The organism is Spiroplasma endosymbiont of Polydrusus pterygomalis (assembly GCF_964030825.1).
Taxonomy (GTDB): Bacteria; Bacillota_I; Bacilli_A; order Mycoplasmatales; family VBWQ01; genus Spiroplasma_E.
Genome location: NZ_OZ034964.1, coordinates 853,353 through 876,010, shown reverse-complemented (window position 1 = coordinate 876,010; position 22,658 = coordinate 853,353). Strand labels below are relative to the sequence as shown.

Below are 22,658 nucleotides of genomic sequence, written 5' to 3'. Positions count from 1 at the left end.
TTTTGTATAATGATAGTATCTTTATACACTATAAGTATAGTAGGAGAATTTTAATGAACAATTGCATTGATGAAAAATCATTACAAATTCATTTTGGAAAACAATTAATATCATTAGGTTGACAAGAAATAAAATTTAATGACATTATTCGTACTCGCAATGATGAAGTAGTTTTGAAAGAGATCTTAAAACAACAATTAGGAAAAATAAATCCCAATATTAATGATAATATTTTACAATGAGCTTTAATATCACTAATAACTGAAAGTTATTCAAATTTATTAGAAAATAATTATGATTTTAACAAGAAAATAACTGATGGTGTTTTTATTGAAGATAATACAAATGATAAACTAAATCCACATCTTCAATTTATTGATTTTAAAAATATTAATAATAATAGTTTTACTTTTATTCATGAATATTCAATTACTCAAAATAACTATACTAAACGTGCTGATACCATTTTATTTATCAATGGTTTACCACTAATTTTAATTGAATTTAAATCACCAACAAATACTAATATTTCTATTGAAAATGCCTATCAACAATTAAAAAATTATAGCTATAATACACCGAATTTATTTCTTTATAATCTATTTTCAATTATTAGCGATGGGCATCTTGCAAAATATGGTTCAATTACTGCTAGCTTTGAACGATTTATGACTTGAAAAAAGAAAAGTATTGACAACAATCCAAAATCTAATAATGAAAAATATGAATTAGATACATTAATTGAAGGTTTATTAAATAAAAATACTATTTTAGACATATTAAAAAATTTTACCATTTTTACTAAAAATAAAGAAAAAATTATTCCTGCTTATCATCAATATTATGCTACTAAAAAAGCGATGCAAAGTATTGAAACAGTTAATGATGGAAGAGCAGGAGTTATTTGACATACCCAAGGTTCAGGAAAATCATTATCAATGGTATTTCTAAGTCGACAAATAATTAATAATATTAATGGTGTTACGATTTTGATTATTACTGATCGTAATAATCTTGATGAACAACTGTATAATACTTTTGCAAAAGCTTTTGAATATCTAAAATTACCTCATGAACCACAGCATATTGACTCAAATCAAGAACTTATAAAAAACTTAAAAAATAAACAACAAGGTGGTATTATTTTTACCACAATCCAAAAATTTAATGAATCTGTATCTTTATTATCAACTCGTAAAAATATTATTGTTATTGCCGATGAAGCCCATCGTAGTCAATATAGAATTAATGGCAAGTTTAAAACCAACGAATTTAACAAAGAAATTCATGAGCATTTTGGATATGCTAAATATATGAGAAATGCTTTACCTAATGCCATTTTTATCGGTTTTACAGGCACACCAATTGATAATAAAGAAAAATCAACTTATAAAATATTTGGTAAAACATTGATACTTATGATATGTTACAGTCAGTAAATGATGGAAATACGGTACCAATTAAATATGAAGCCCAATTAATTAAGGTTAAATATGATGAAGAACTTATTGGTAATATTTTATATGATGGAAAGGTTTTCACCAAAGTAAGTGATTTTATTGATTATAATAAAGAAAAATTTGGGGAAACAATATTAGATAAAACTACTGATGAAGTTATTAATTTAGAAACAATTATTGGAGATAAAGACCGATTAAAAGAAGTAGTAAAATTATTTATTAGTCATTATAATAATCGTAAAGAACAATTATATGGGAAAGCAATGTATGTTGCTTATTCGCGAAAAATAGCATATGAAGTTTATCAACAATTAATACAAAATGAAGAATTTAAAAATAAAGTTCGTATAATTATGACTCCTAATAATCAAGATACTGTTGCAATGAGTAATATTGTTGGTAATAAACATGATCGTAATAATTGAATTAAAGAATTTAAAAATAACAATTTAATTTAAAAATAATTATTGTTGTTGAAATGTTATTAACTGGCTTTGATGTTCCTTGTTTAGATGTAATGTATATTGATAAGCCTTTACGGATGCATAATTTAATGCAAGCAATTGCTAGAGTTAATCGTACTTTTCAAGAAGGACAATTAATTAAAAATTATGGTCTAATAGTAGATTTTATTGGACTTGGTAAATATCTTAATGAAGCAATTGCAACCTATACAACTATTGTAAAAAATCATCCAACAATAGAATATATTAATATCGTAATTGAACGTTTAAAAAATCAATATGAAGCATTGTGCAACATGTTTCATAAATTTAATTTTACTAATTTTACTAAATCTAATAGTAGTGAAAAATATGTAATTATAAAAAATGCTTATGAATTTATTTTAGAAGAAGATATAAAAAATAATCCAACTGAAAAAATATTATTAAATCGATTTATGAAACAAACAAAATTGCTTGAAGAAGGATATAAATATGCTATTAATCAATTAGAGCCAGATTTAAAAATAAAACTATCTTTCTTTATTGCACTACGTGGATTTATTAATAAAAATCTTTATAATCAAGCAATTGTTCCAGCTATTAATTTTAAAAATGCCCTAAAAGATATTTTAGAAAGTGCTATTGTTAGTAAACAGCTAATTACCATTACTGATTTAGACAATGAAAATAAAATCGATATTCTTGATCAAAAAAGTATTGAAAAATTAAAAACAGATTATCCACCACGAACTTTAATCGAGATGATGACTAATTGATTACAAAAAGAAATAAAATTATTAGCAACAAAAAATATTATTAAGTCAGAAATATTTCAAGAGAAATTAGCAGCAATTATTGATTCATATAACAAAGTTTCTGATCCAGAAGCTATGTTACACACTATTATTCAATTAGCAAAAGAAATAAATTCGTCTAAAACAAGTAATATTAATCTAGGATTAAGTCCAGAAGAAGAAGCATTTTATGATGCACTATGTAGACCACAAAATATTACTCGTGAATATGATAAAAAAATTTTAATTACTATGGCTAAAGAATTATTAGCAAATGTTAAAATAAATGCTACTGTTGATTGATATAAAAAGAAAGATGCTAAATCAAAAATGTTGGTGGAAATTAAAAAGTTACTTTATAAATATAAATATCCACCAGAATATTATAAAAATGCTACCAAAGGTATTATTGAACAAGCAGTAAGATATGCAAATACTAAATGATAGTCATAATAATATATGTAAATAAATTAAATAATTTTAAAACAAATTAATATTCCACTGTAGAAAAATCTAAAAGTACTATAATAAATAACGATATTACATTATTGTTATAATTTTAATGATGATATATTTTTTATATCTTTATTAAAAGTGTAAATTAATTTTAAATAATGAGAAAATAAAAATAATAAAATTAAAAGAAGTAATAAACTAAGGGAATCACAACCACCACAAATATTATCTATTGAAAAATGTATAAAATTTTAAAAAAATAAAGGATTATTGATTGTTACAAATAGAATTGCTTCATGAGATAAAAATGATAGTATGGGAGTTTTTGAAGAATAAATAAGTATAACTAATAAATTGATTTAAACTTAAAAAGTCACCACTAATTGAGATGACTTTTTAAGTTTAAAATTAATATTAGTTAATAATTTTAAAAGAATTTAAAATAAAAAAGAGAGTTCATGCTGGAAGAAAAAAAATTAGAATGTAAAAATTGATTAAAAGAAAATAATCTAAGTAATAAATGCAATGTTTATTTTATTGAGTAGAATTTAATTTTAGTTTTTCAAGTTTGAAATTTAGAACAACAAATTAGTGAAAGTGTAAATTAATTTTAAATAATGAGAAAATAAAAATAGTATATTAAAACTTTAGGTGAAAAATCTCATATTTCTTTTTCATTTAGTAAAATTTTAGCTATTGAAAAGAAATTTGTTTTAAAACAAATCTAGTTGGTAATGATTTAATAAAAATGTATAATAATCATGTTTATGTATAGAGTTTAAACAAGATAAAACGTTGAAAATAGAGTTTATGAATAGGTGTTGTGTATTCATAAACTCATACAACATTAAAAATGGCAAATATGAGGATTAAAGGAGTGGTAAATATGAACGAAAATATTTCTGAAAAAAATATTATTTTATTGGAAAATATAATTTTAAAAATTATTGGCTATGGTGTTGGTGGTGTTTTGTGTTTACTTGGAATTATTATTATGGCAACTCATGTGTATTTAAAATTACCTTATCCTGATTGACTAATTGTTGGTTTAGTTTCTACAATAATTGGATTTATTTTAGTTATGACACATACGATTTTTAATTTTAATAATAAAATTAAAAAAAATAAAAAATTAAAAAAATGGGGAGAGTAATAAAGTGAAAAAATATTAAGCGTGATTGTTCTAGCCATATTATCAATAACTAATACAAGTAATATATCAATTAGTAAAAATTATAATTTTAATACTCCACTTTTTTCTAATAAAGTTAAAGTTGCTGAATCCAGAATAAATATAAAAGCATTAAATAAAAATGGTAATTTTTATTCTTTTTCAAATAAAATGGGAATTTTAAGTTCAATAGGAGACAAGGAAAGAAAACCAACTTGTGTTTATTTTGTAGATAATAGAGGAAATTTACAACTAATACAATTAAATGGTAAAAATATTAATAATCTTGTTGAATTTTATTGTATGTCAGATACTCTAGGTATATGATTAACAAAAATTTTATCATTAATTAATTTCTGAATAATTCTTTCAGCATCATCATTATATAAAGTTATGTTATTTTTTGAGAATTTTTCTCTTGTTAGTTGTGAAATAATACTTTTTGCAATAGCTTCACTTAAAAGTGGAGGTACTGCATTTCCAATTTGTTTACATCTTCTGTTTTATTACCTAAAAAAATAAATTTATCTGGAAAACTTTGAATTCTTGCAGCTTCTCTAGGAGAGATAGCTCTGTTTAATTCAGGATGAGAATTTTTCCGTTAGAAGAAGTATCAAATCTTGTATCAATTGTAGGACTCTGATTATTTCATTCTAATCTAGATCATGTAGTATTAAACTTTTGTTTTCCTAATAAATGTTTTGGCAAATATTTCTTACCTTTTTCCGATGATATTAAAGATAATTTATATAATGCCATAAAATTAATTATGACATGTTGCTTTGTGGTTAAATAAAAGTTATGGAACTAAAACTTTAAGAACAAGACAAAGAAAATTGAAAAAAAAATTAAATTTCAAGAAAAAAGAATAATAGAGGTTTTATTGAGGTTTGAGACTTTTATGTAATCATTAATAAACTTTTGATTTGACTATCGATAAATAATTTTTTTAAATTTAAATCATTTACAATTTTATTATTTGAAACTATTATAACTTCGTCACCGTAAATTAAAAAATGTGGGTGAAATTCATTTTCATTATTTTTAATTACAAAACATAATCATTCATTAAAATCTTTATTATTATCAAATATAATAAAATTATCAGAATATGAATTAAAAATAAAGTGCAAATTGATTCAATACTGTAAGGCTTTATTAATTTCACTAATTTTAATATTAAAAGTTATTTTTTTACTAAAACATTCAATATAATTTACTGCTTTTTTATGATCTATACTATTATAAATATTAGCATAAGATATTATTAAAAAATTTCTTCAATTTTCTAAATTATTTAAAAAAAAATTATGAACAATACAAAGCATAATTTCTGGCGATATATACATATTTCAAGTATAAAATATGTCATTTCTCCATGAAGTTTTACAATAATTTGTATCAGTTAATAACGACATATTTTTGTTGGTTTTAAATATAAAAATTTTAAAATTTTTAATAAAAAATAATAAACCATTAGCAATTGATATCTTACTACTTTGATCTATTAAATTGGTAATTTCTATATTGTATTTAATAAAAAGAGTTCTTGCAGCTTTAAATTTACAACTTCTTCATAATTTATCTATTTCATTTATATAATCTTCTATTTTTTGTTCTCTTTTTACCATATTTTTTTCATAAAAAAGAACTTCATTTATTTTGCCATTTATATAAATTTCTTTATATAAAAAATTATAAATATTTATTATATATAAATTGTACTTTATTAAAATATCTTTTTCTTTATTTTTTAAAATATAATCAACATGGTCTTTATTAACATAATTTATTAGACAACATGTTTTAATAAATTTTTCAAATTCTGGTTTATTATTTTTTTTCGCCATCAATCTGACCTTAATTCTTGAATTACTCTTCATATATATATATATATATATTAAAGTGATTTGTTTATAACTAAAATTATAATTATTAGTATTATTCTCAGAAATTTTTTTTATTAAATTATTGATAAATTCAGAAAATGAACCTTCTATTTTAGATAAAATATTTTCAACTTCATTTGATGAATTTAATTCATCTTCATATACATTTTCTATTATAAAAGGGTTATTTTTACTATTTAATGATATTGTTTTAACTGCTGAATAATTTTTATTTCAAATATTAAAATGATTATTGCGCTCATCTTTTTATCATAAATTAAGTATTACATGTTGTTTTATTTTCATAATTTTAACTTTCTTTATCAGTTGGTAGTATTTTACTATCATTTATTATTTCAATTTTATGAATATGATATTAATAAATGTTTTTCATATTAACAATTCCTTTAAACTTATTTACATTAAAATTAAATTAAATAAATAAGCCTTGCAAGAAGTCTAATGAACAATGAAGAAGTTAAATATTATAAATACTATAAAAATTAACTTCTTTTATTTTTGTTGAAACATCATATGATGTTTCAACATCATTATTATCATCATCATTCAAATCAGGAAAATAAGCATTAATATAAAATTTACAATTGATATTATTATTATCATGTCAAATTTGTAATGACAAATTACAATCTCATTGTGGAGATTGTTCATCATCAGGATTATAATTATTATCTATTACTTCTGCTTTAGCAATTTCTTGAAAATTATTACTAATTAATGATGTTTGAAAACTATTATCAATTTTATTAATATCTACTGAACCAACTTCATCATATTTAAGTTCAATAAAAGCATCTTTATTAAATTCAAATTTTGGATAAATTGTTATAAATTCATTTCAAGATTTAGCATATTTAGATCAGTTTAAAAGTTTAAAATTTAAAACATCATCTGAATATTCAGTTCAAACGTCTCCTGTTCATCTTTGATTAATAATTTCTCCATTAATATCAATTTTATTAATATTAATATTATTTCATTTATTATAATAAATTTCAATTAAATTATTATCATTATCAAAAACAAAGTTTAATGAATAATTTTTATCATTATTAGTAAATATAATTTTGTCTTCTTTTTCTCCAACATTAAAAATCAATTTATATATTTCATTATTATCAATAATTAAATCAATAATTTTAATAACTGATTCATTATTAGTTTGTTTTTTTAAACTACTTTGATTAATAAAATATTTGCTTAATTGTTCTGCAATGGATTTATCAATTTTATTATTTATTTCAGCTTTAGCAATATAATATAAACCTAGTGACTCACTTAAATTATTACTATTTTCAATTTTATCAGCACCTGCTTGGCTTGAAATATCAATATGTTTTTCAATACCACCAAATTGAATATATTGTCAATTATTATCACCACTAAAATATGTATTAGAATATTGACTTTTGCTATATGGATTATATGTATCTTTAATAGTAGTTATTTTTTTGTCATTAATCATTTCTTGCTTAGTATTATTAACATCAAGTTTATCGCTTTCTGGTATTACAGCATCTTTTTTATAAATTAATTCACCTTTATGATTAACAATAAATAATGTTCGTGCTGATGTCTTACCATCACTTAATAAATAATTAGCATGATTTGTATCATAACTGTAAAACTTTTGATCTGAATCTGATTGATTAGTAATTCAATCACTAGTACTTAAATAACCATATTGATTATTAAATAATGAAGTTTGATTATCATTATTGTTATTTGTTTGTAAATTGTTAGTAAAAGTAGTATTTTGATTAAAAATAGCAAATGTATTACTTGAAATTGTTAAAGTTGTAATACTACTTAATAAAATTAAAAATTGTTTCATATTTTTACACTCTTAAAATTAATTTATAATTTTAATAAAGATATAAAAAATATATCATCATTAAAATTATAACGATATTGAATTATCGTTATATATAATTATATTATTTTTATATTATTTCTGCAAGAAATAATATAAAAAAGAAAAAATAATCATAACTATCAAATTTTTCTTTATGGAAAGGCAACAGTTTTTCAGACTATTTTTTAATAGACACTATATTCTTATATTCAATAGGAGTTAAATAACCTAAACTTCCATGAATACGATGTTTGTTATACCAGTTAATGTAATCAAAAACTTTGATTTTTAATTCAAATAATGAGTTAAATTTTGATGGTTAATTAATTCAGTTTTAAATATTTTATAAGTTGCTTCAGCAACAGCGTTATCTTAGGGACATCCTTTTTTACTTAGGGATCTAGTAATATTAAAAAACTGTAATGTTTCAACAATTTTATAGTTTTTAAATTCACTACCTCGATCGGTATGAAAAAGTTTAGTATTTTTTAAAGGTCTAGTCACTGATAATAATGCTTCACTTACTAGTTTAGCATCTTTGTTACTTCCATACACTATGACCAATTATTTCACGGTTAAATAAGTCAAAAATTAAGCAAATATAGTTTCAAGCATTTCCTACTCTAACATAAATTAAATCCGACACAATAACTTCTCCTAATCCTTTATTATTGAAATTTCTATTTAAAAGATTATTTGTTTTTTCTTCGTTAACTTTACTTATATTTATCTTATATTTAGCGCTTATATATTTTGATATTAAGCCATATTCTTGCATAATTAATCTAATTTTACGTCGTGAAATAATAATATTTTGTTTACATAAAACAGCTTTGATTTTTCTAGAACCATAAACTGAATAACTTTTGTTAAAGACGTTGATAACTGCTCTAGTTTTTACTAAATTTTGTTTATCTAGTTTATTCTTTTGACTTTTATAATAAAAAGTTGCTTTACAAATTTTTAAAAACTTACACATTTTAGTAATAGAATATTTATTAATATTCTTTTTAATGATAATTATTTTCTGCCAATTATCAGCGTCACTTGCTTTAAAAGATCGTTCTCCATTAGTAATTGTTTGTTTTGTTTTCTTAATTCAAATAACTCTTTTTGTTCGAAAGAAAGATTATCTTTAACTTTAAAACTTCCTGAAATATTATCGATTTTTATTCAAGAATAAATTGTTGAACGTTTTATTTGATATTATTCAACAATTGTAGTAATACTTTTACCATTTTTGTAAAGAGCAACAATTTGTTGCTTGAACTTGTCTGAATAAGTAGTATATTTTGCAATAATAATAGTTGACCTTTCTTTTTAATTAATTAAATCGTGTCTATATAATTATGGTTCTAAAAATTGTAACCTTTCCAAAAATATAATTTGATTGTCTGATGTACATCTATCTAAATCATCAAAAATAACTACAATTTCTTCTTTAATATTATTTTTAATTTTTTGAACCCAGTTATCTATCTTATCATTTAAACTAGAAATTTGTTTAGTTACTTTATACCCAATTGTATGAGAAAAATCATGATGTGTGAGTGTATAATAAATATTATAATCAATCATTTGCCGATTTATTTTTTAATTTCGATTTCATATTTTTTTTCATCATTTTTTCTTTGTTTTTAAATTATTATTATGAGGAAAGATTTCATAAAAAACATTTTTTAATAATTCATCATAAGGATTAGGACAAGTTTCATATTCTCATAAATTAAAAATTAAAATTTTTGGTTTTTGATTATTATTTTTACATTGATAATAATTTTCTAAGTTATTTATAATTGTACTTTTACCACTACCTCATGAACCATTTATATTTAATATATTTTTTCCAAGATCATTATCATTTATTATATTTTGATTTTCTTTAAATTCATTAAAAAATGATTTAATAAATTCATTAATTGGGTTAATAGCAATATCAATCATTTTCACTTGTCAATTGCATAATTTTTCTCCTAAATTTTGTTTATAAATATTAAAAATTTTAAAATAAAACTTGAGTTATTAATAGTCATATATAAAATAAACTACTCAAATTGCGTTCAATTTGAGTAGTTTTGAAGTATTTAATATTTTACATTTTTTGTGATTTACTACTAGAACTTTGGCCTTTACTTGTTGAAGCTTCACTGTTTATTTTTAATTTATCTTTTTCAAATCCAAGAGCATTAGCAACTCTTTCTCTTCTTTCACGTTCGTTTTTTTCCCCTCAAGCTTTGTTTATTCTATCAGCATTTTTGTCATGTGCATCTTTTGTTGCTTGACTTCATTTTTCACTAGGTTCTCACGGCATGATTTGTTTTTTCCTCTCTTTATTATTTTTGAATATTTTTTTCTACCCTTAAAATATCCAATAAAAATTATATATTTTTAAAACGAAAAATGTATAAAAAATAATAAAAAATCAGTATTTTGAAAAATAGTGATTTGAAATAAAATAAACTATAACATGGAATTTGAATGATATATTGTACTTGTTGAAGGTTGTGGATCTTGCTGATTTACTGTATTTCGTATAGATGAATCAAAATTATTGACATTTAATGGTTCAATATTTGAACTATTATTTATGATTTTATTATTTAAGAGTTCATTTATAGTTTCATCTTTTCTATTATCTAATTCTTGTTTTAAAATATCATATTGTGCTTGTAATTTAGTTTCTAGTTTATCATTTGTTAAATGTTTAATTATTGATTGACGTTCTTTTTTTTCTTTCACTTTTTTTTCATTATTTTTGCATAATTTATTATATCATCAAGATTCTACTTTTTTTGTTGCAGGTGAAAATATTGATGTAAATCCTTTAAATATTGCACCAAGTACAGCACCAGAGACAGCAATTGCAATTTTTTCAATTAATAGTAATCCTGCTGCAACAGGTAAAATTGCAGGTACAGCAAAAGTAAGAATAGGAGGTAAAATAATAAGAGATAAAGAAATTATCATAATAGTTCATCATATTCTCTTTTCACTTTTATTTGGTTTTAATTTAAAATCATTTTGTTGTTGTATAAAATTTTTAAAGGGCATTTTAGAAAAAGATATATTTTTTTTATTACTTGAAATTTTCTCAATTAAAGAAAAATCATTTTTATATTCATGAATATTTTCATATTGTTTTATTTGTTGTCAAATTGTAATTTCATTATTTTCATCATTATTAAAATATATTATTTTTTCAGAAATTGATTGATTAGCATGTACAAAAGTTGTTATATAACAATAATTATTATCTATGGGTAAAATTTCTTCATAAATCTTTGTAACTTTTTTACTTTCTGTTATTCATTGTTGTTCAATTTCATTATCTAAAAAATTAATCTTTTCTAATATTTTTTCTTTAGTTTTTAGATTTAAATTTTCTTCTTCAAACTTTTGTTGTAAATCTAATCTTTTATTAATTTTATCTTTTAAAGATAATGACGGTATATTTAATTTATTAATATTTTCATCTTGTTTTTTTTTAAGTTTTAATATCTTTGTTTCTGTTTTTTTAATATTAAAATTAATAATTTTCTTTGTTTTTACAATTTTTTCTTTTATTTTTTCTTGTTGATTAATTTTTGTTTCTACTTTTTTTATATCTTTTTTAAGAGAATATAATTCTCTTAATTCAGAATTACTTCTTCACTTGTTTGTTTTACTGCTTATCATTATTTTTAACTTATTACTCAAAAAGTTAAGTTCATAATATTCATTTTCGGTAAGATTATTAACAATTTCAATTCAATTTGAGTTTAAATTATCATATTCTTCTTTGTGAGTTTTTAATTGTTTTTCTAAGTCAAAAATTTTTTTTCTTATGTTTGATATTTTTTTATCTTCTAAAATTGTTACAGCATTATATGATTTTATGAAATTATTAACAATTTTTTTATCAATAACATCGGTTTGTGTTGCCACTTCTTTAGTATTTGAATTGAAGTCAATAAAAATTCCATCTGTATCAGAATTATTTAATTCATCATTAATTACTACTTTTGAAGGTTCATCGTTTACATTAATATTATTATTAAATTTTCCTGTTAATCCACCATGTCTTTCTTTAAAAATTCCTTTATTATTTTTTAATGTAATATTTGGTTGTTCAAAAATATTTTCTAAGTTATTGTTTACTATGTTTTTATATGTTTGTGATTCTGTTTTGTCAGTCATGTTAATATCTCCTTTTAACATTAAAACCCATTTACTTTTAAATAAAGTAATGGGTTAAAACTTATATATTGAATAACAACTATATGTTATCAAATTTTGTGTATTTTACAATTAGTTAATTTTTAACCAAAATTGAATATTTGTGTTTTGAAGGTTGCTAGTTTTCAGTAGTAAATTTTTATATTCTAACAAACTTTTTCATGCTTTCATTTGGAACTAGAAATAAAACATCGTATCCATTTTTACAATAATGTCTTAGTCCATCAAATTTTTTGTCTCATTCGTTAAAGAGTGAATTAAGTAGTATTAAAGAGTATGAACAGTCACAAGATTTAGATTTTTCAGTAACTGATATTAGGGCAGTAGGATTAGATAAGTTAGATAATATATTGCAGACTGAAAAGCAAGAAATTGCAAATACTGAATGCCGTACTTGTTATTATAGAAATAAATATTCTAAAAAAAATAAGAAAGATGTTAAAAATAAAATAGAGTAAACCTATATTTATTGGTCGGTGCCAACCAGACCCTTGGGTGGTTGGCCGTGGGGTTTACCCCACTGGGGTGAGTTGCGAAGCAACGAGGGGCAAAGTCCCTATTTTAAATTAAATTGTTTTTTTTATAATAATTTGATGAAAATATAATTATTATTTGACATATCATGCTTCGCATGATATAAACTTGAATTAAATATTAAAGTATTAATATAAAAAATATTAGTTATTGTACCTTTTATAAGGTTAAAATACGATAATAATTTTTAGTTTATTTTGAATTTAATATTTTATAGAGTATAACTTCAGTAAAAAATAGTATTTTAAACAATAATTGATTTTTTTTGCTTAATTTATAAATTTTTTGATATATTTGTATTATTAATAATGATTAGTTCTTTTTTATTTATCATATCAAAAAATTTTCTTAAAGATTTTGGAATTTGAATGTTCTGCATTTTTTTTGATTAATTTTTTATTTTTTATAAAAAAGATTTAGGAGGATGATATATGAAAATAACAGAGTTAGTTAATATACATGATTATACTAGAAAACCTATATCTAAAAGAAAAAGAAGTAACTTAAAAGGAATTTATCCTTATTATGGTGCGCAAGGAATAATAGATTATATAAATAAATATATTTTTGATGGAGAATATATACTAATTGCAGAAGATGGTAATAATTTAATTTCATTAAATATGCCTATAGCAATATTAGTAAAAGGAAAATTTTGAGTAAATAATCATGCTCATGTAGTTTCTGTTAAAAAAGAAAGAATTAAACCAAAGTACCTATTATGATTAATAAATAAAATTAATTTGAGAGAATTTATTACAGGTTCAGCACAACCAAAATTAAATCTTACTAATCTAAGTAATATAACATTTAAAAATTTGCCAAATATTAAAAAACAACAGCGCATAATTGATATTATAGAACCTTTTGAAAAGTTAGCAGAAATATATGAAAAATTAATAAAATTAATAAATAACTTATTTTCTTTAATTACAAAACTCTATTCTTTACAGACAAAAGAAAAATTATTATCATATTTTAACTTTATAAAAGGTACAGAAATATCAAGTTCAAAACGAACTAAAAATATTGAAAATAAATTAGTAAAATATATTAGAGTAGGAGATTTAACTTTTAATAGTGAAAGACAATCTTTATATTGTACTAAAGATAATAATTTTTTTTGTGATTATCAAGACATTTTATTAGCTACCGATGGTGATCCTGGTAGAATTATGACTGGTTTGAATGGAGTTTTTTCAAGTTCAATTAGAAAAGTTATTCCTAAAACTACTAATCAACATTTATCAATAGCATTATTAAATTTACTTAATCCAATCAATAAAGAAATATTTAATGCATATACAACAGGAACTACTATTAAACATGGAGGTAATAATGCTATAAAAAAATTAAAATATTTTGAATATGATAAACATATTAAGATATTAGTTAAATCTTTATATGAAAATTTAACAACTTTGCAAAATAATTTAACAAAAGTCATTTTTATTAAAAAGCTTTTAATTAATAAATTAATAGAATAACTAATATTTTCTTTAATGTATTAGTTATTTTTTATATAATTATGTTATCTTTATACACTATAAGTATAGTAGGAGGATTTTAATGAAAAATCATTACAAATTTATTTTGGAAAACAATTAATAACATTATTAAATAAGATTGAAATAACAATTATGCAGACAAATACTTTAATAACAAATTTAATAAATAAACTAGTAAATTAGAAGTTAAAAGGAAATGTATTTTATTTAAACAATTTCTTCTTCTAATTTTTTAATTGCTGTTACTACTTTTTTTCAATTTCATTCTTTTCCTGAAATAATTTTAATAATTCTTGTGTTGCCGTTTTAATTTCTTGTTTTAATTCTGTTTGTGATTTTTCATCACTTTTATAACCGACATACATCCTAGGTACTAGTGAGTAATTTTTTATCTATTAAATTAAAACTCTATTTATTTTGTCAACAGTTCTAACTTTTTTATTTAAAAAGTGCTATTTGTTCTGTGTTTAGATATCCTCAACGGTTGATGTTTTCTAAAATTTTATTGTTCCATTATTTTCTTTCCTTTTCTTTATCCCCTTACGTTGGGAGTGATTGGTATTAATAATAATAAATTAAAAAATAGTACTATTCATAAATAGCATTAACTGATCTTTTTTTCAGAATATTTAGCAATTACTAAATATGCAAAATTATATAATCCTGTAAACAAAAAAATAATTCCACAGATTAAAATCGAAATAATTATCAATCATACTATTCCTGGTAAACCTAAAATATTTGGATTAGTAACTTGTAAAAAAAAGTATTGATAAGCAGTATTAACATCCATGCCACTATATTCACATAATAACCCTTTACCAACACCATAAATAAGATAAATAATAGGATAAATAAAAAATAATCCTATTTTTTTCTTATAAACTAATTTTGTTGAAATTAATTGTGCATGTTTAGCAAAAACAATAATATATACTACTGTTAAAATTGGTATAAAAGTATGCAAAAGTAGTTGTGCAATTCACTGTCACACATTTAAAACTATATTAGTGTTTAATAAACTCATTGGTAACAATAAAAAATTAAAGATTAAACAAGTAATTGTAATATAAACCGCTGTTGCTAATGAAAAATATGACTGTAATATGTTACTTTTTTCTTCTTGCAAATGGTTTTTAATTGCTATTAGAAATCAAATTAAAACTAAAATATTAGTTTGAGTTGTAAAAAATGAAAATCATGACATTGTATAACCTGCATAATTTCAATGACTAATGGTTCCCGTTTTATCATAAACTGCTCAAGGATAAATATTATTGTTTGTTTCATCACTACTAACCACTTTATCTAAATGGAAAATATTTCAAAAATAATCAGTTAATAACCCAAATATACTTAGAATAACAATAGTAACTTTATATCAAAATTTTCAATTTTGACAATAAAATTTAATAAATTTTTCCATTTAATTCTCCAATCCTCAAAAATTTTTACTAATTAAATTTTATATTATTTCATAAAATAAGTTGTTAATATGATTTATTCATTCAGTAATTAATTCAAGAACTTTTAAAATTAAAAATAATCTTTCTGATTTAAAAAATTATTTTTGACAATAAAGATATATACTTATAGCTAATAGTTTAATTTTAAAAACTTTTATTGAAATAAATAATGATCAAGTCAATTCAAAGCGAATAGTAATATATAATGTTGAATGAAGAAAAAAACCTTATTTTGAAGTGTCTTTAAATCCTAAATTTATGCCATATTTATAGGAATTTATTAATTATTATACAAAAATTGATTTAGATAATTTTGTTAGTTTTCGATCAAAGCATACTTTGACTTTTTTGTTCTTGAAATAATGAGAAAAAACTGTTCAAACTACTAAACAACTAAAAGAACTATTAACATTAAATGAAGAAGCTTATGTTCAAAATGGTAAGTTTAATCGAGCTGCATTTGAAAGAGATACAATTAATAAGGCCATAAATAAAATTAATAATGTATCAAAATTTACAAGTTAATTATAAAAAAATAGTTGATGATAATATTTTTTAGAAAAAATAAATGAAAATGAATTTAATAAAAATAATTTATCTTTTTGAATAAATTATCACAAAAATATTAATACTAATAAAGGTGCAAAATAAATTATTTTTATTTTTAAAAAACAAAAAAAGTAAAATAATTAAAAATTGGAGACATTAATAATATGCATAAGGTATTTTATTTAAATAATAATTTTACAACAATGGAAGAAATAAACTTAATGTTTGATGATGGTCTAAAAATTAAAGAATATTTAAATAAACATCATCTTCAATGTGGTTTTTCTTTAGAATGCAAAGCTATTCTTGAAGCAGTAATGTTTAAAGTAACTAAAGCAGTTTATTTGAGAACTCAAAAAGGAGAAAGACATGTATTAAATTGTTCTTATTATTATTTAGTAAAATTGAGAGAAAAGATTTTAAAATACGGATCATTAGAATTTTTGTTTAAAAAATTTTCTAAAAAAAGAAAAATTTCGAAGAAAATTACAAATTCTAACCATAATAATAGTAATGAATTAATTTCTGGCAATAATATTCCATTAGATGATAAAAGCTTATCAAAAATATATTATTTATTTAAAAATGATAAAGAAAATGAATTTGATAAAAATATTTTTATAGATAATGATAATTGTGAAGAATGATATAAAAACAATTCAGAAGTTAAAGATAATATTGTTCTTTTGACTGGATATTTAAATAAAAAACTTATTTCTTGTAATAATAAAGACTGTAAAAACAATGGTAAAAATTATGATTGTCGGGTTTCTCCACAGCATGATGTTGAAGATTATAAATTAGAAATAATTTTAAAAAAATATAAATTTCATATTTCCGTTTCAAAAGAAATATATGTTTCAATTGAGGATAATGAATATGGTGAATATTTTAATAATATAAATTGAAAACCTAAAAAGTATCATATATTAGCAAAAATTAATAAATCATCAAGAACTGAATTATTTTATACTAAGCACAAACGTAATAAATTAGAAAATCATGTACTTTATAATAAAAAATCTGTTGAAGAAATTATTGAATAATTTTTAAGAATTTTATTATTTATAATTCACTAATTAATATATTTATTGTACAATTATCTAGTTACTGGTGTGGTCTTTGAACAGGTGGCAGCAGTAATTTGTATTTAAAATAAAAGAGAAATTATTGAATTAGCTTTTTATTTCAAATTAATATTTTTAGCTAATGTTTTTAAATATTTAAAAAAATAAAAAATAAAAATTGTTTTTTATTAAATAATTAGATAAGGAGAAAATTATTATAAAAAAACAAAGAAAGATATTATCAGTCGTTATGATTTTAGGATTTACTACAGTAACAGCAGTTAATCTTGTTGCATGTAGTGATTATCAAGATGTTAAATTTAATTATGAAAATATAATACCAACTAAAAATCTACAAACGGAAACACAAGATAATAATGGTAATTTATATTATGCAACTTTTGATAATGCTACTGATATTGGTATCCCTGGAGAAAAAATTTGAAAATATAATGTAAATACAAAAATGAACGAAATTTATTGAGAAAATAAAAATTTTAAAGTTGGTTCTTTTAATATGGCAGTTGACAGTAAAGGAAATATTTATTTAGGTTCAGCGGGTGGTGTACAAATTCTTTTTGATAAAAATAAATTTATAACTATGCCCTTAGTTACTAATATGACAACTAATATTACTTATTTTAAAAATAATTTATATATAACAACTTTTGATGGATTTTATAAATATAATATTGACACTAAAAATACGAAAAAGATAGATTTGCCAAACAATTCAATAGTTAATTATATATTTATTGATAAAAATGAAAATATTTATCTTGGAGTTTATAAATCTATAAATTTTGGTGCATTAATTATAAAAAAAGATGAATTAGTAGCCAAACCAATAACTGGAGATGATTTTTTTAATGCTAATGGTGTAGATTTAATTGCAGAAATAAATAATAAAATATATTTTTATAGTTTGAATCGACAAAGTAAAAAGGCTAAATTATATTATAGTGATTTATCTAATACTAAATTAGAATATTTATTAGATTTGCCAGTTAATGTTGAAAAAATATTTAATGTAAATAATAAAATTGGCTTGATAATACAAGAAAATAAAAATTGCACAATTCAAGTTTTAAACATAACTGATAACAGTAGTTTAGAAAAAAAATTTGAAATAAAAAATAATTTTTATAATCAAATAATCCAAAATTTTAAAATTTTATATCTTTCTAATAAAACTAAAATTGACTGTTTAAGTTGATAAAACTTAAAAAAAGAAAAAAATATCTTGTAAAAATATTGCAAAATATAAATGAACTAGTAACCATGAAGTTGAAAATAAACAAAGATAGCAAAATAAAGGCCAGATCTGGCCTTTATTTAATGACAAACAATTAATGTTAGTAATCTGAACTATATTTTGTAAAATCAAGTTACACAAAAATGAAAAGATCAACAAAATATATTAAATATTAGGTACATTAATTGTTGTGGCATTTGGAGAATTTATTTCTTGATGATGAGAATTATTTATATCTTCTATATCACTTGTTAATAATGGAGTTATTTCAGTTATTTGTGAGGATGATGAAATATTTCTTCTTAATCCTTTAAATGCTTGATTTATTCTTCTTCTACCTAAAGTCGCTAAGTCTAAACCTATATTTAATTCACATGCTGCCATTAATGATATTGCTAAATTATTTACATTTAAAAATGTATTTAACTTATCATTAAATGATTTTGAATTATTTGTATTATCATAAAAACACAAAACACTTGAAATACTTAATCCAGTTAATAATATTCCCATACTACTGGTTATTCCACCATATATAATTTCTTTTACATAAAAGCTATTAGTACGAGTACTATTATCTGCATTTAAATTTGGCATAATTCAACACTTCCTTTGTATTTTAAAATGAACAATTTATTGTCTTACAATAGTTTATATTATAAATATTAAATTAATATTATGTATCTAATTTCAAATCAGATACAGAAATCAAATATAAATCATAATTTAAAAAAGTCATTTTATTTTTTTAATTTATAATGTAAAGTAGTTATCTAGTATTTGCTAACTATCAATACCATTAATAGTGTATCACTTTATCCAAAATTAAAACTTTAATTTGTTTTTCTTTGTATTGTATAATACAAAGAAAATGATATAATTAAAATCAAGAGAAAAAAAATTCCTACTTTTGGATTAATATTATTAGTTAAAATTATTGTTATTAATCTAAAATATCCTTTTGAATTTATGAGGTATATAAAGAAGGCATATTAAAATGAAAACATGATTATTACCGTTAGCACTAATAGTAATTTTACCTATTCCTACAACTCTAACATTGAATCATAAAATTGATACCCAACAAACAATGTTTACTAAAACATTAAATAATGATAACAATTTAATCCTTAGCAATGACAATAATAATAATAATAGTGGCTATGATTGAAATAGTGTTCAAAATTCTATTAATAATAAATTAAATAGTGCAATAATTAAAACAAAATTAACGTCAGAACAGTTAAATGCTGTAAAGTTAAAGTCTAATAATTTTACTAACCAATTCAATACTAACAATACTACTAAAAAGCAAGGTATGAATTTTTTTCTTGAAAAAAATTCACAATTTAAAAATGTATATAATAACAACGAAAATGGTTTTAGCACAATTAAAAATAAAATTAATGCTCAATATTTTGGATTACAAAAAATAGATTTAGATCTAACTGGTGAAAATACATATTCTGATGCAATAAATAATCTTAATATTGCAATAAATAGTAGTTATCCAGGCAATGATATTATTGTTAGTCTTGTTGATAAAACATTAGCTAATAAATATTTATTTGATGATAGTACTACTACATCATTGTCTGATTTTATTAATAATAATATTTCTATTAAAGTAAATGTTCAATTTAATAATCACTTAGAAACAAAAGTAATAAATTTAACTAACATTAAAATTGCACCAATAAAAGAGGATGCTTGATTATATGAATGTATAAAATTTTACTTTACTGCTGATAATAAACAAGACTTAGATTTAAATGCTAGCGATACTAAAATTGATGCTCTGAATAATGTAATTAAAAAAATTAATACAAGATTTAATATTAATATTGGCCAAGATATTAATAATAATTCTGGCATTCAAATATTAATGGTCAATGCTAATAGTGATAAGGATAATTTTTTAAAAAAAGAAAATGCCCTACTTGCTATGAATCAAAATATGAATTTTGCTGTTAATATTTATGACTATAATAGTCCTAATGTTAAGAAAGCAGAAGAAACTTTATATTTAATAAATATAAATTTTAATAGTAATGATATGAAACAAGTTATTAATACATTGTGATTAAATAATACTAGTCGAGATAATCCAATTGATTTACAAATAACAAGTGATAAAACCTATCAACAAGTTGTTACTAATTTTAATCAAAGACTTGAAAATCTTAATCAAAAAGATCACTTTGAAATTCAGTTAACAAATCAATCTTTTACAAATAGAAAATTAGACGATGATTATAATCCAGTTACTGGAATATTTAAAGCAAATATTCAATTTAGTTATATAGATGATAATGAACGTAAAATATTAAATAACAATAACATCAATACAACTGATTTATATTTATCTCATGTTACATTATCAAAATGAGCTCAAAATACAAAAATTAAATTTGATAGTGCAGTTAATAATATTTCCAAATTATCAACAGTAAGTGCTTATTTGAGTGGTGTTGCAATCACTAGCGCTGTTTTAGCCGGTGTTTGTTGATTAACTGGTAATCCATATGCAGGTGCTTTAACAATCCTTTCTGCTGCAACTGGTATTGCTGCAGCTATTATCTCACTTAAAGTAAGTTATCTACAAAATGTTATTGAACAATTATCATTGAATGCAACCTTAACTATATCTAATGTCTTAACGATAATTAACAGTGTTTTTACTTTTATTTATTATGCATTGATTACATTAGATAGTACTATTGAAACTGATTGAGAAGCAGCTGTTTGATTTTTCTCTATTACATCAATAATATCTGCTATAATTAATTCCATACATAATTGAATTAATAACTAAAAGGAGAAAATATTATGAAAAAATTATTAAAAATTTTAATTCTTTTATTACTCGTTGTTACTCCAACACCATTAACAATAGTTGCATGTAGTAATAATAAAATCGATGATGGTATTAACTTAAATTCAATAATTAAAAATACTAACCTATTTACTATTAAAACATATGGGGCCAGAGTACCAACAATTATAGAAATTATTGATACTGCGCAAAAGCTAAACACTAATCCAAATATTGATTGAAGCAAAATTACAATTGATGAAAATTCAATTACTAATACCGGGGCGCAATTAATTTCAACTGACACCAACGTTTATTATGGTAATGTCGCAATTAAATATACAATAGATGCCAGCATTGATTTAAATTCAATAATTAAAAATACTAACCTAAATTTAATTTCCATAAATGCTCATGATCAAAAAGAAAAATTTAGCACATTATTAAAAAACCAAATATTAAATAAAATTAAATTACTTAATCCAGATAAAAATATTGATTGAAGCAAAATTACAATTGATGAAAATGCAATTACTAATACCGGGGCGCAATTAATTTCAACTGACACCAACGTTTATTATGATGTTGTTAACATTACATTTACAGTAAATATTACTAATAATAATTTAAATTATAATGATGATAAAAGTTTTAATGGAACAGATTCTAATGAAAAGGGATTAAGTTCCGAAACATTATTATTTAAAAATTGAAACTATTATAGTAATAATTGAGAAAATTTTATTCAAAATTTTACAAAAATAACATTTGCTAATGATAGCTACTTAGAAGTGAGTTCGCAATACTATAAAAGTAAACTTTCTGCTTCACAATTAAATGTGAATATAAATCAAATATCTGCTACATTTAAAGATATAAATATTGGATGAGATCCAGATGATGATAGTCCAAATGGAGGTTTTGTCATCACCGATGCTGCATCGATTTGACATGTTATGACACCTGCTCATGACGGAGGAATATTTGGTGCTTTTGTGCAAATTGGTTGTTATTTTATGATTTATCATGATAATAAAAATATTTATTTAAAATATCATTGATTTGAAAGATCTTTAGATGCAACACAAGGTTCTCATCTTGATATTCACTTAACTACTTTTTTAATTAGTTAATATCTATCCGATTTTCTTTAATAT

Annotated in this window: 19 protein-coding genes and 2 pseudogenes; 11 read left to right on the top strand and 10 right to left on the bottom strand. The window is 21.4% G+C overall.

The window, feature by feature from the left end; genetic code table 4:
• The first annotated feature begins 53 nt into the window (after nucleotides 1–53).
• From ACQH25_RS04395 to ACQH25_RS04380, 4 genes are all read left to right on the top strand, one after another.
• Complete coding sequence (locus ACQH25_RS04395; RefSeq protein ID WP_425380867.1) at nucleotides 54–1,439, top strand: type I restriction endonuclease subunit R; 1,386 nt, start codon at nucleotides 54–56, stop codon at nucleotides 1,437–1,439.
• Nucleotides 1,424–1,918, top strand: a complete 495-nt coding sequence (locus ACQH25_RS04390; RefSeq protein ID WP_425380866.1) for a hypothetical protein — start codon at nucleotides 1,424–1,426, stop codon at nucleotides 1,916–1,918. The genes ACQH25_RS04395 and ACQH25_RS04390 overlap by 16 nt, the downstream gene beginning before the upstream one ends.
• Before the next feature lie 20 nt (nucleotides 1,919–1,938).
• Nucleotides 1,939–3,147 (top strand): type I restriction enzyme endonuclease domain-containing protein, encoded by a 1,209-nt coding sequence (locus ACQH25_RS04385; RefSeq protein WP_425380865.1) that lies wholly within the window; start codon nucleotides 1,939–1,941, stop codon nucleotides 3,145–3,147.
• 895 nt (nucleotides 3,148–4,042) lie between these two features.
• Nucleotides 4,043–4,309 (top strand): hypothetical protein, encoded by a 267-nt coding sequence (locus ACQH25_RS04380; RefSeq protein WP_425380864.1) that lies wholly within the window; start codon nucleotides 4,043–4,045, stop codon nucleotides 4,307–4,309.
• Between the two features lie 434 nt (nucleotides 4,310–4,743).
• On the opposite strand, the pseudogene ACQH25_RS04375 reads toward ACQH25_RS04380, so the two are convergent.
• Together ACQH25_RS04375 and ACQH25_RS04370 are read right to left on the bottom strand one after the other, a co-directional pair.
• Nucleotides 4,744–5,123 (bottom strand): annotated as a pseudogene (locus tag ACQH25_RS04375) (DNA cytosine methyltransferase); the annotation flags it as partial.
• Between the two features lie 103 nt (nucleotides 5,124–5,226).
• Nucleotides 5,227–6,177, bottom strand: coding sequence for a hypothetical protein (locus ACQH25_RS04370; RefSeq protein ID WP_425380863.1), 951 nt, complete (start codon nucleotides 6,175–6,177; stop codon nucleotides 5,227–5,229).
• Between the two features lie 121 nt (nucleotides 6,178–6,298).
• On the opposite strand from ACQH25_RS04370, the gene ACQH25_RS04365 reads away from it, so the two are divergent.
• Nucleotides 6,299–6,442 carry a hypothetical protein gene (locus ACQH25_RS04365; protein ID WP_425380862.1) on the top strand — a complete coding sequence of 48 codons (144 nt, stop codon included), beginning with the start codon at nucleotides 6,299–6,301 and terminating at the stop codon, nucleotides 6,440–6,442.
• Nucleotides 6,443–6,694: 252 nt separating this feature from the next.
• Here ACQH25_RS04365 and ACQH25_RS04360 read toward each other — a convergent pair whose 3' ends face one another.
• The 6 genes and pseudogenes from ACQH25_RS04360 to ACQH25_RS04335 form a co-directional block, all read right to left on the bottom strand.
• A complete protein-coding gene (locus tag ACQH25_RS04360; protein ID WP_425380861.1) occupies nucleotides 6,695–8,071 on the bottom strand; it encodes a hypothetical protein in 1,377 nt (458 codons plus the stop codon).
• A 199-nt stretch (nucleotides 8,072–8,270) separates the two neighbouring features.
• Nucleotides 8,271–9,397 (bottom strand): annotated as a pseudogene (locus ACQH25_RS04355) (IS3 family transposase).
• Nucleotides 9,398–9,439: 42 nt separating this feature from the next.
• Nucleotides 9,440–9,670: a P-loop NTPase fold protein gene (locus ACQH25_RS04350; protein ID WP_425380860.1), complete on the bottom strand. Its 231-nt coding sequence runs from the start codon at nucleotides 9,668–9,670 to the stop codon at nucleotides 9,440–9,442.
• Nucleotides 9,671–9,685: 15 nt separating this feature from the next.
• Entirely contained in the window at nucleotides 9,686–10,042 is a 357-nt protein-coding gene (locus tag ACQH25_RS04345; RefSeq protein ID WP_425380859.1) for a P-loop NTPase fold protein, read from the bottom strand.
• A 142-nt stretch (nucleotides 10,043–10,184) separates the two neighbouring features.
• The gene (locus ACQH25_RS04340) at nucleotides 10,185–10,403 is read right to left on the bottom strand and encodes a hypothetical protein (RefSeq protein ID WP_425380858.1); all 219 of its coding nucleotides are present in this window, start codon (nucleotides 10,401–10,403) and stop codon (nucleotides 10,185–10,187) included.
• Nucleotides 10,404–10,552: 149 nt separating this feature from the next.
• Nucleotides 10,553–12,268, bottom strand: a complete 1,716-nt coding sequence (locus ACQH25_RS04335; RefSeq protein WP_425380857.1) for a hypothetical protein — start codon at nucleotides 12,266–12,268, stop codon at nucleotides 10,553–10,555.
• Nucleotides 12,269–12,540: 272 nt separating this feature from the next.
• Here ACQH25_RS04335 and ACQH25_RS04330 point away from each other — a divergent pair, with 272 nt between their 5' ends.
• Nucleotides 12,541–12,765: a hypothetical protein gene (locus ACQH25_RS04330; protein WP_425380856.1), complete on the top strand. Its 225-nt coding sequence runs from the start codon at nucleotides 12,541–12,543 to the stop codon at nucleotides 12,763–12,765.
• A 507-nt stretch (nucleotides 12,766–13,272) separates the two neighbouring features.
• On the top strand, nucleotides 13,273–14,328 hold the full coding sequence (locus ACQH25_RS04325) for a restriction endonuclease subunit S (RefSeq protein ID WP_425380855.1): 1,056 nt from the start codon (nucleotides 13,273–13,275) through the stop codon (nucleotides 14,326–14,328).
• Nucleotides 14,329–14,953: 625 nt separating this feature from the next.
• On the opposite strand, the gene ACQH25_RS04320 is transcribed toward ACQH25_RS04325, so the two are convergent.
• Complete coding sequence (locus ACQH25_RS04320; RefSeq protein WP_425380854.1) at nucleotides 14,954–15,775, bottom strand: Pr6Pr family membrane protein; 822 nt, start codon at nucleotides 15,773–15,775, stop codon at nucleotides 14,954–14,956.
• 753 nt (nucleotides 15,776–16,528) lie between these two features.
• On the opposite strand from ACQH25_RS04320, the gene ACQH25_RS04315 reads away from it, so the two are divergent.
• Both ACQH25_RS04315 and ACQH25_RS04310 read left to right on the top strand, forming a co-directional pair.
• Nucleotides 16,529–17,410, top strand: a complete 882-nt coding sequence (locus ACQH25_RS04315; protein WP_425380853.1) for a hypothetical protein — start codon at nucleotides 16,529–16,531, stop codon at nucleotides 17,408–17,410.
• A 271-nt stretch (nucleotides 17,411–17,681) separates the two neighbouring features.
• Entirely contained in the window at nucleotides 17,682–18,650 is a 969-nt protein-coding gene (locus ACQH25_RS04310; protein WP_425380852.1) for a hypothetical protein, read from the top strand.
• Nucleotides 18,651–18,851: 201 nt separating this feature from the next.
• Here ACQH25_RS04310 and ACQH25_RS04305 read toward each other — a convergent pair whose 3' ends face one another.
• Nucleotides 18,852–19,283: a hypothetical protein gene (locus ACQH25_RS04305; RefSeq protein WP_425380851.1), complete on the bottom strand. Its 432-nt coding sequence runs from the start codon at nucleotides 19,281–19,283 to the stop codon at nucleotides 18,852–18,854.
• Between the two features lie 400 nt (nucleotides 19,284–19,683).
• Between ACQH25_RS04305 and ACQH25_RS04300 the strand changes: the two genes are divergently transcribed.
• Entirely contained in the window at nucleotides 19,684–21,501 is a 1,818-nt protein-coding gene (locus ACQH25_RS04300) for a hypothetical protein (RefSeq protein WP_425380850.1), read from the top strand.
• A 14-nt stretch (nucleotides 21,502–21,515) separates the two neighbouring features.
• Nucleotides 21,516–22,634, top strand: coding sequence for a hypothetical protein (locus ACQH25_RS04295; protein WP_425380849.1), 1,119 nt, complete (start codon nucleotides 21,516–21,518; stop codon nucleotides 22,632–22,634).
• The last annotated feature ends 24 nt before the right edge of the window (nucleotides 22,635–22,658 follow it).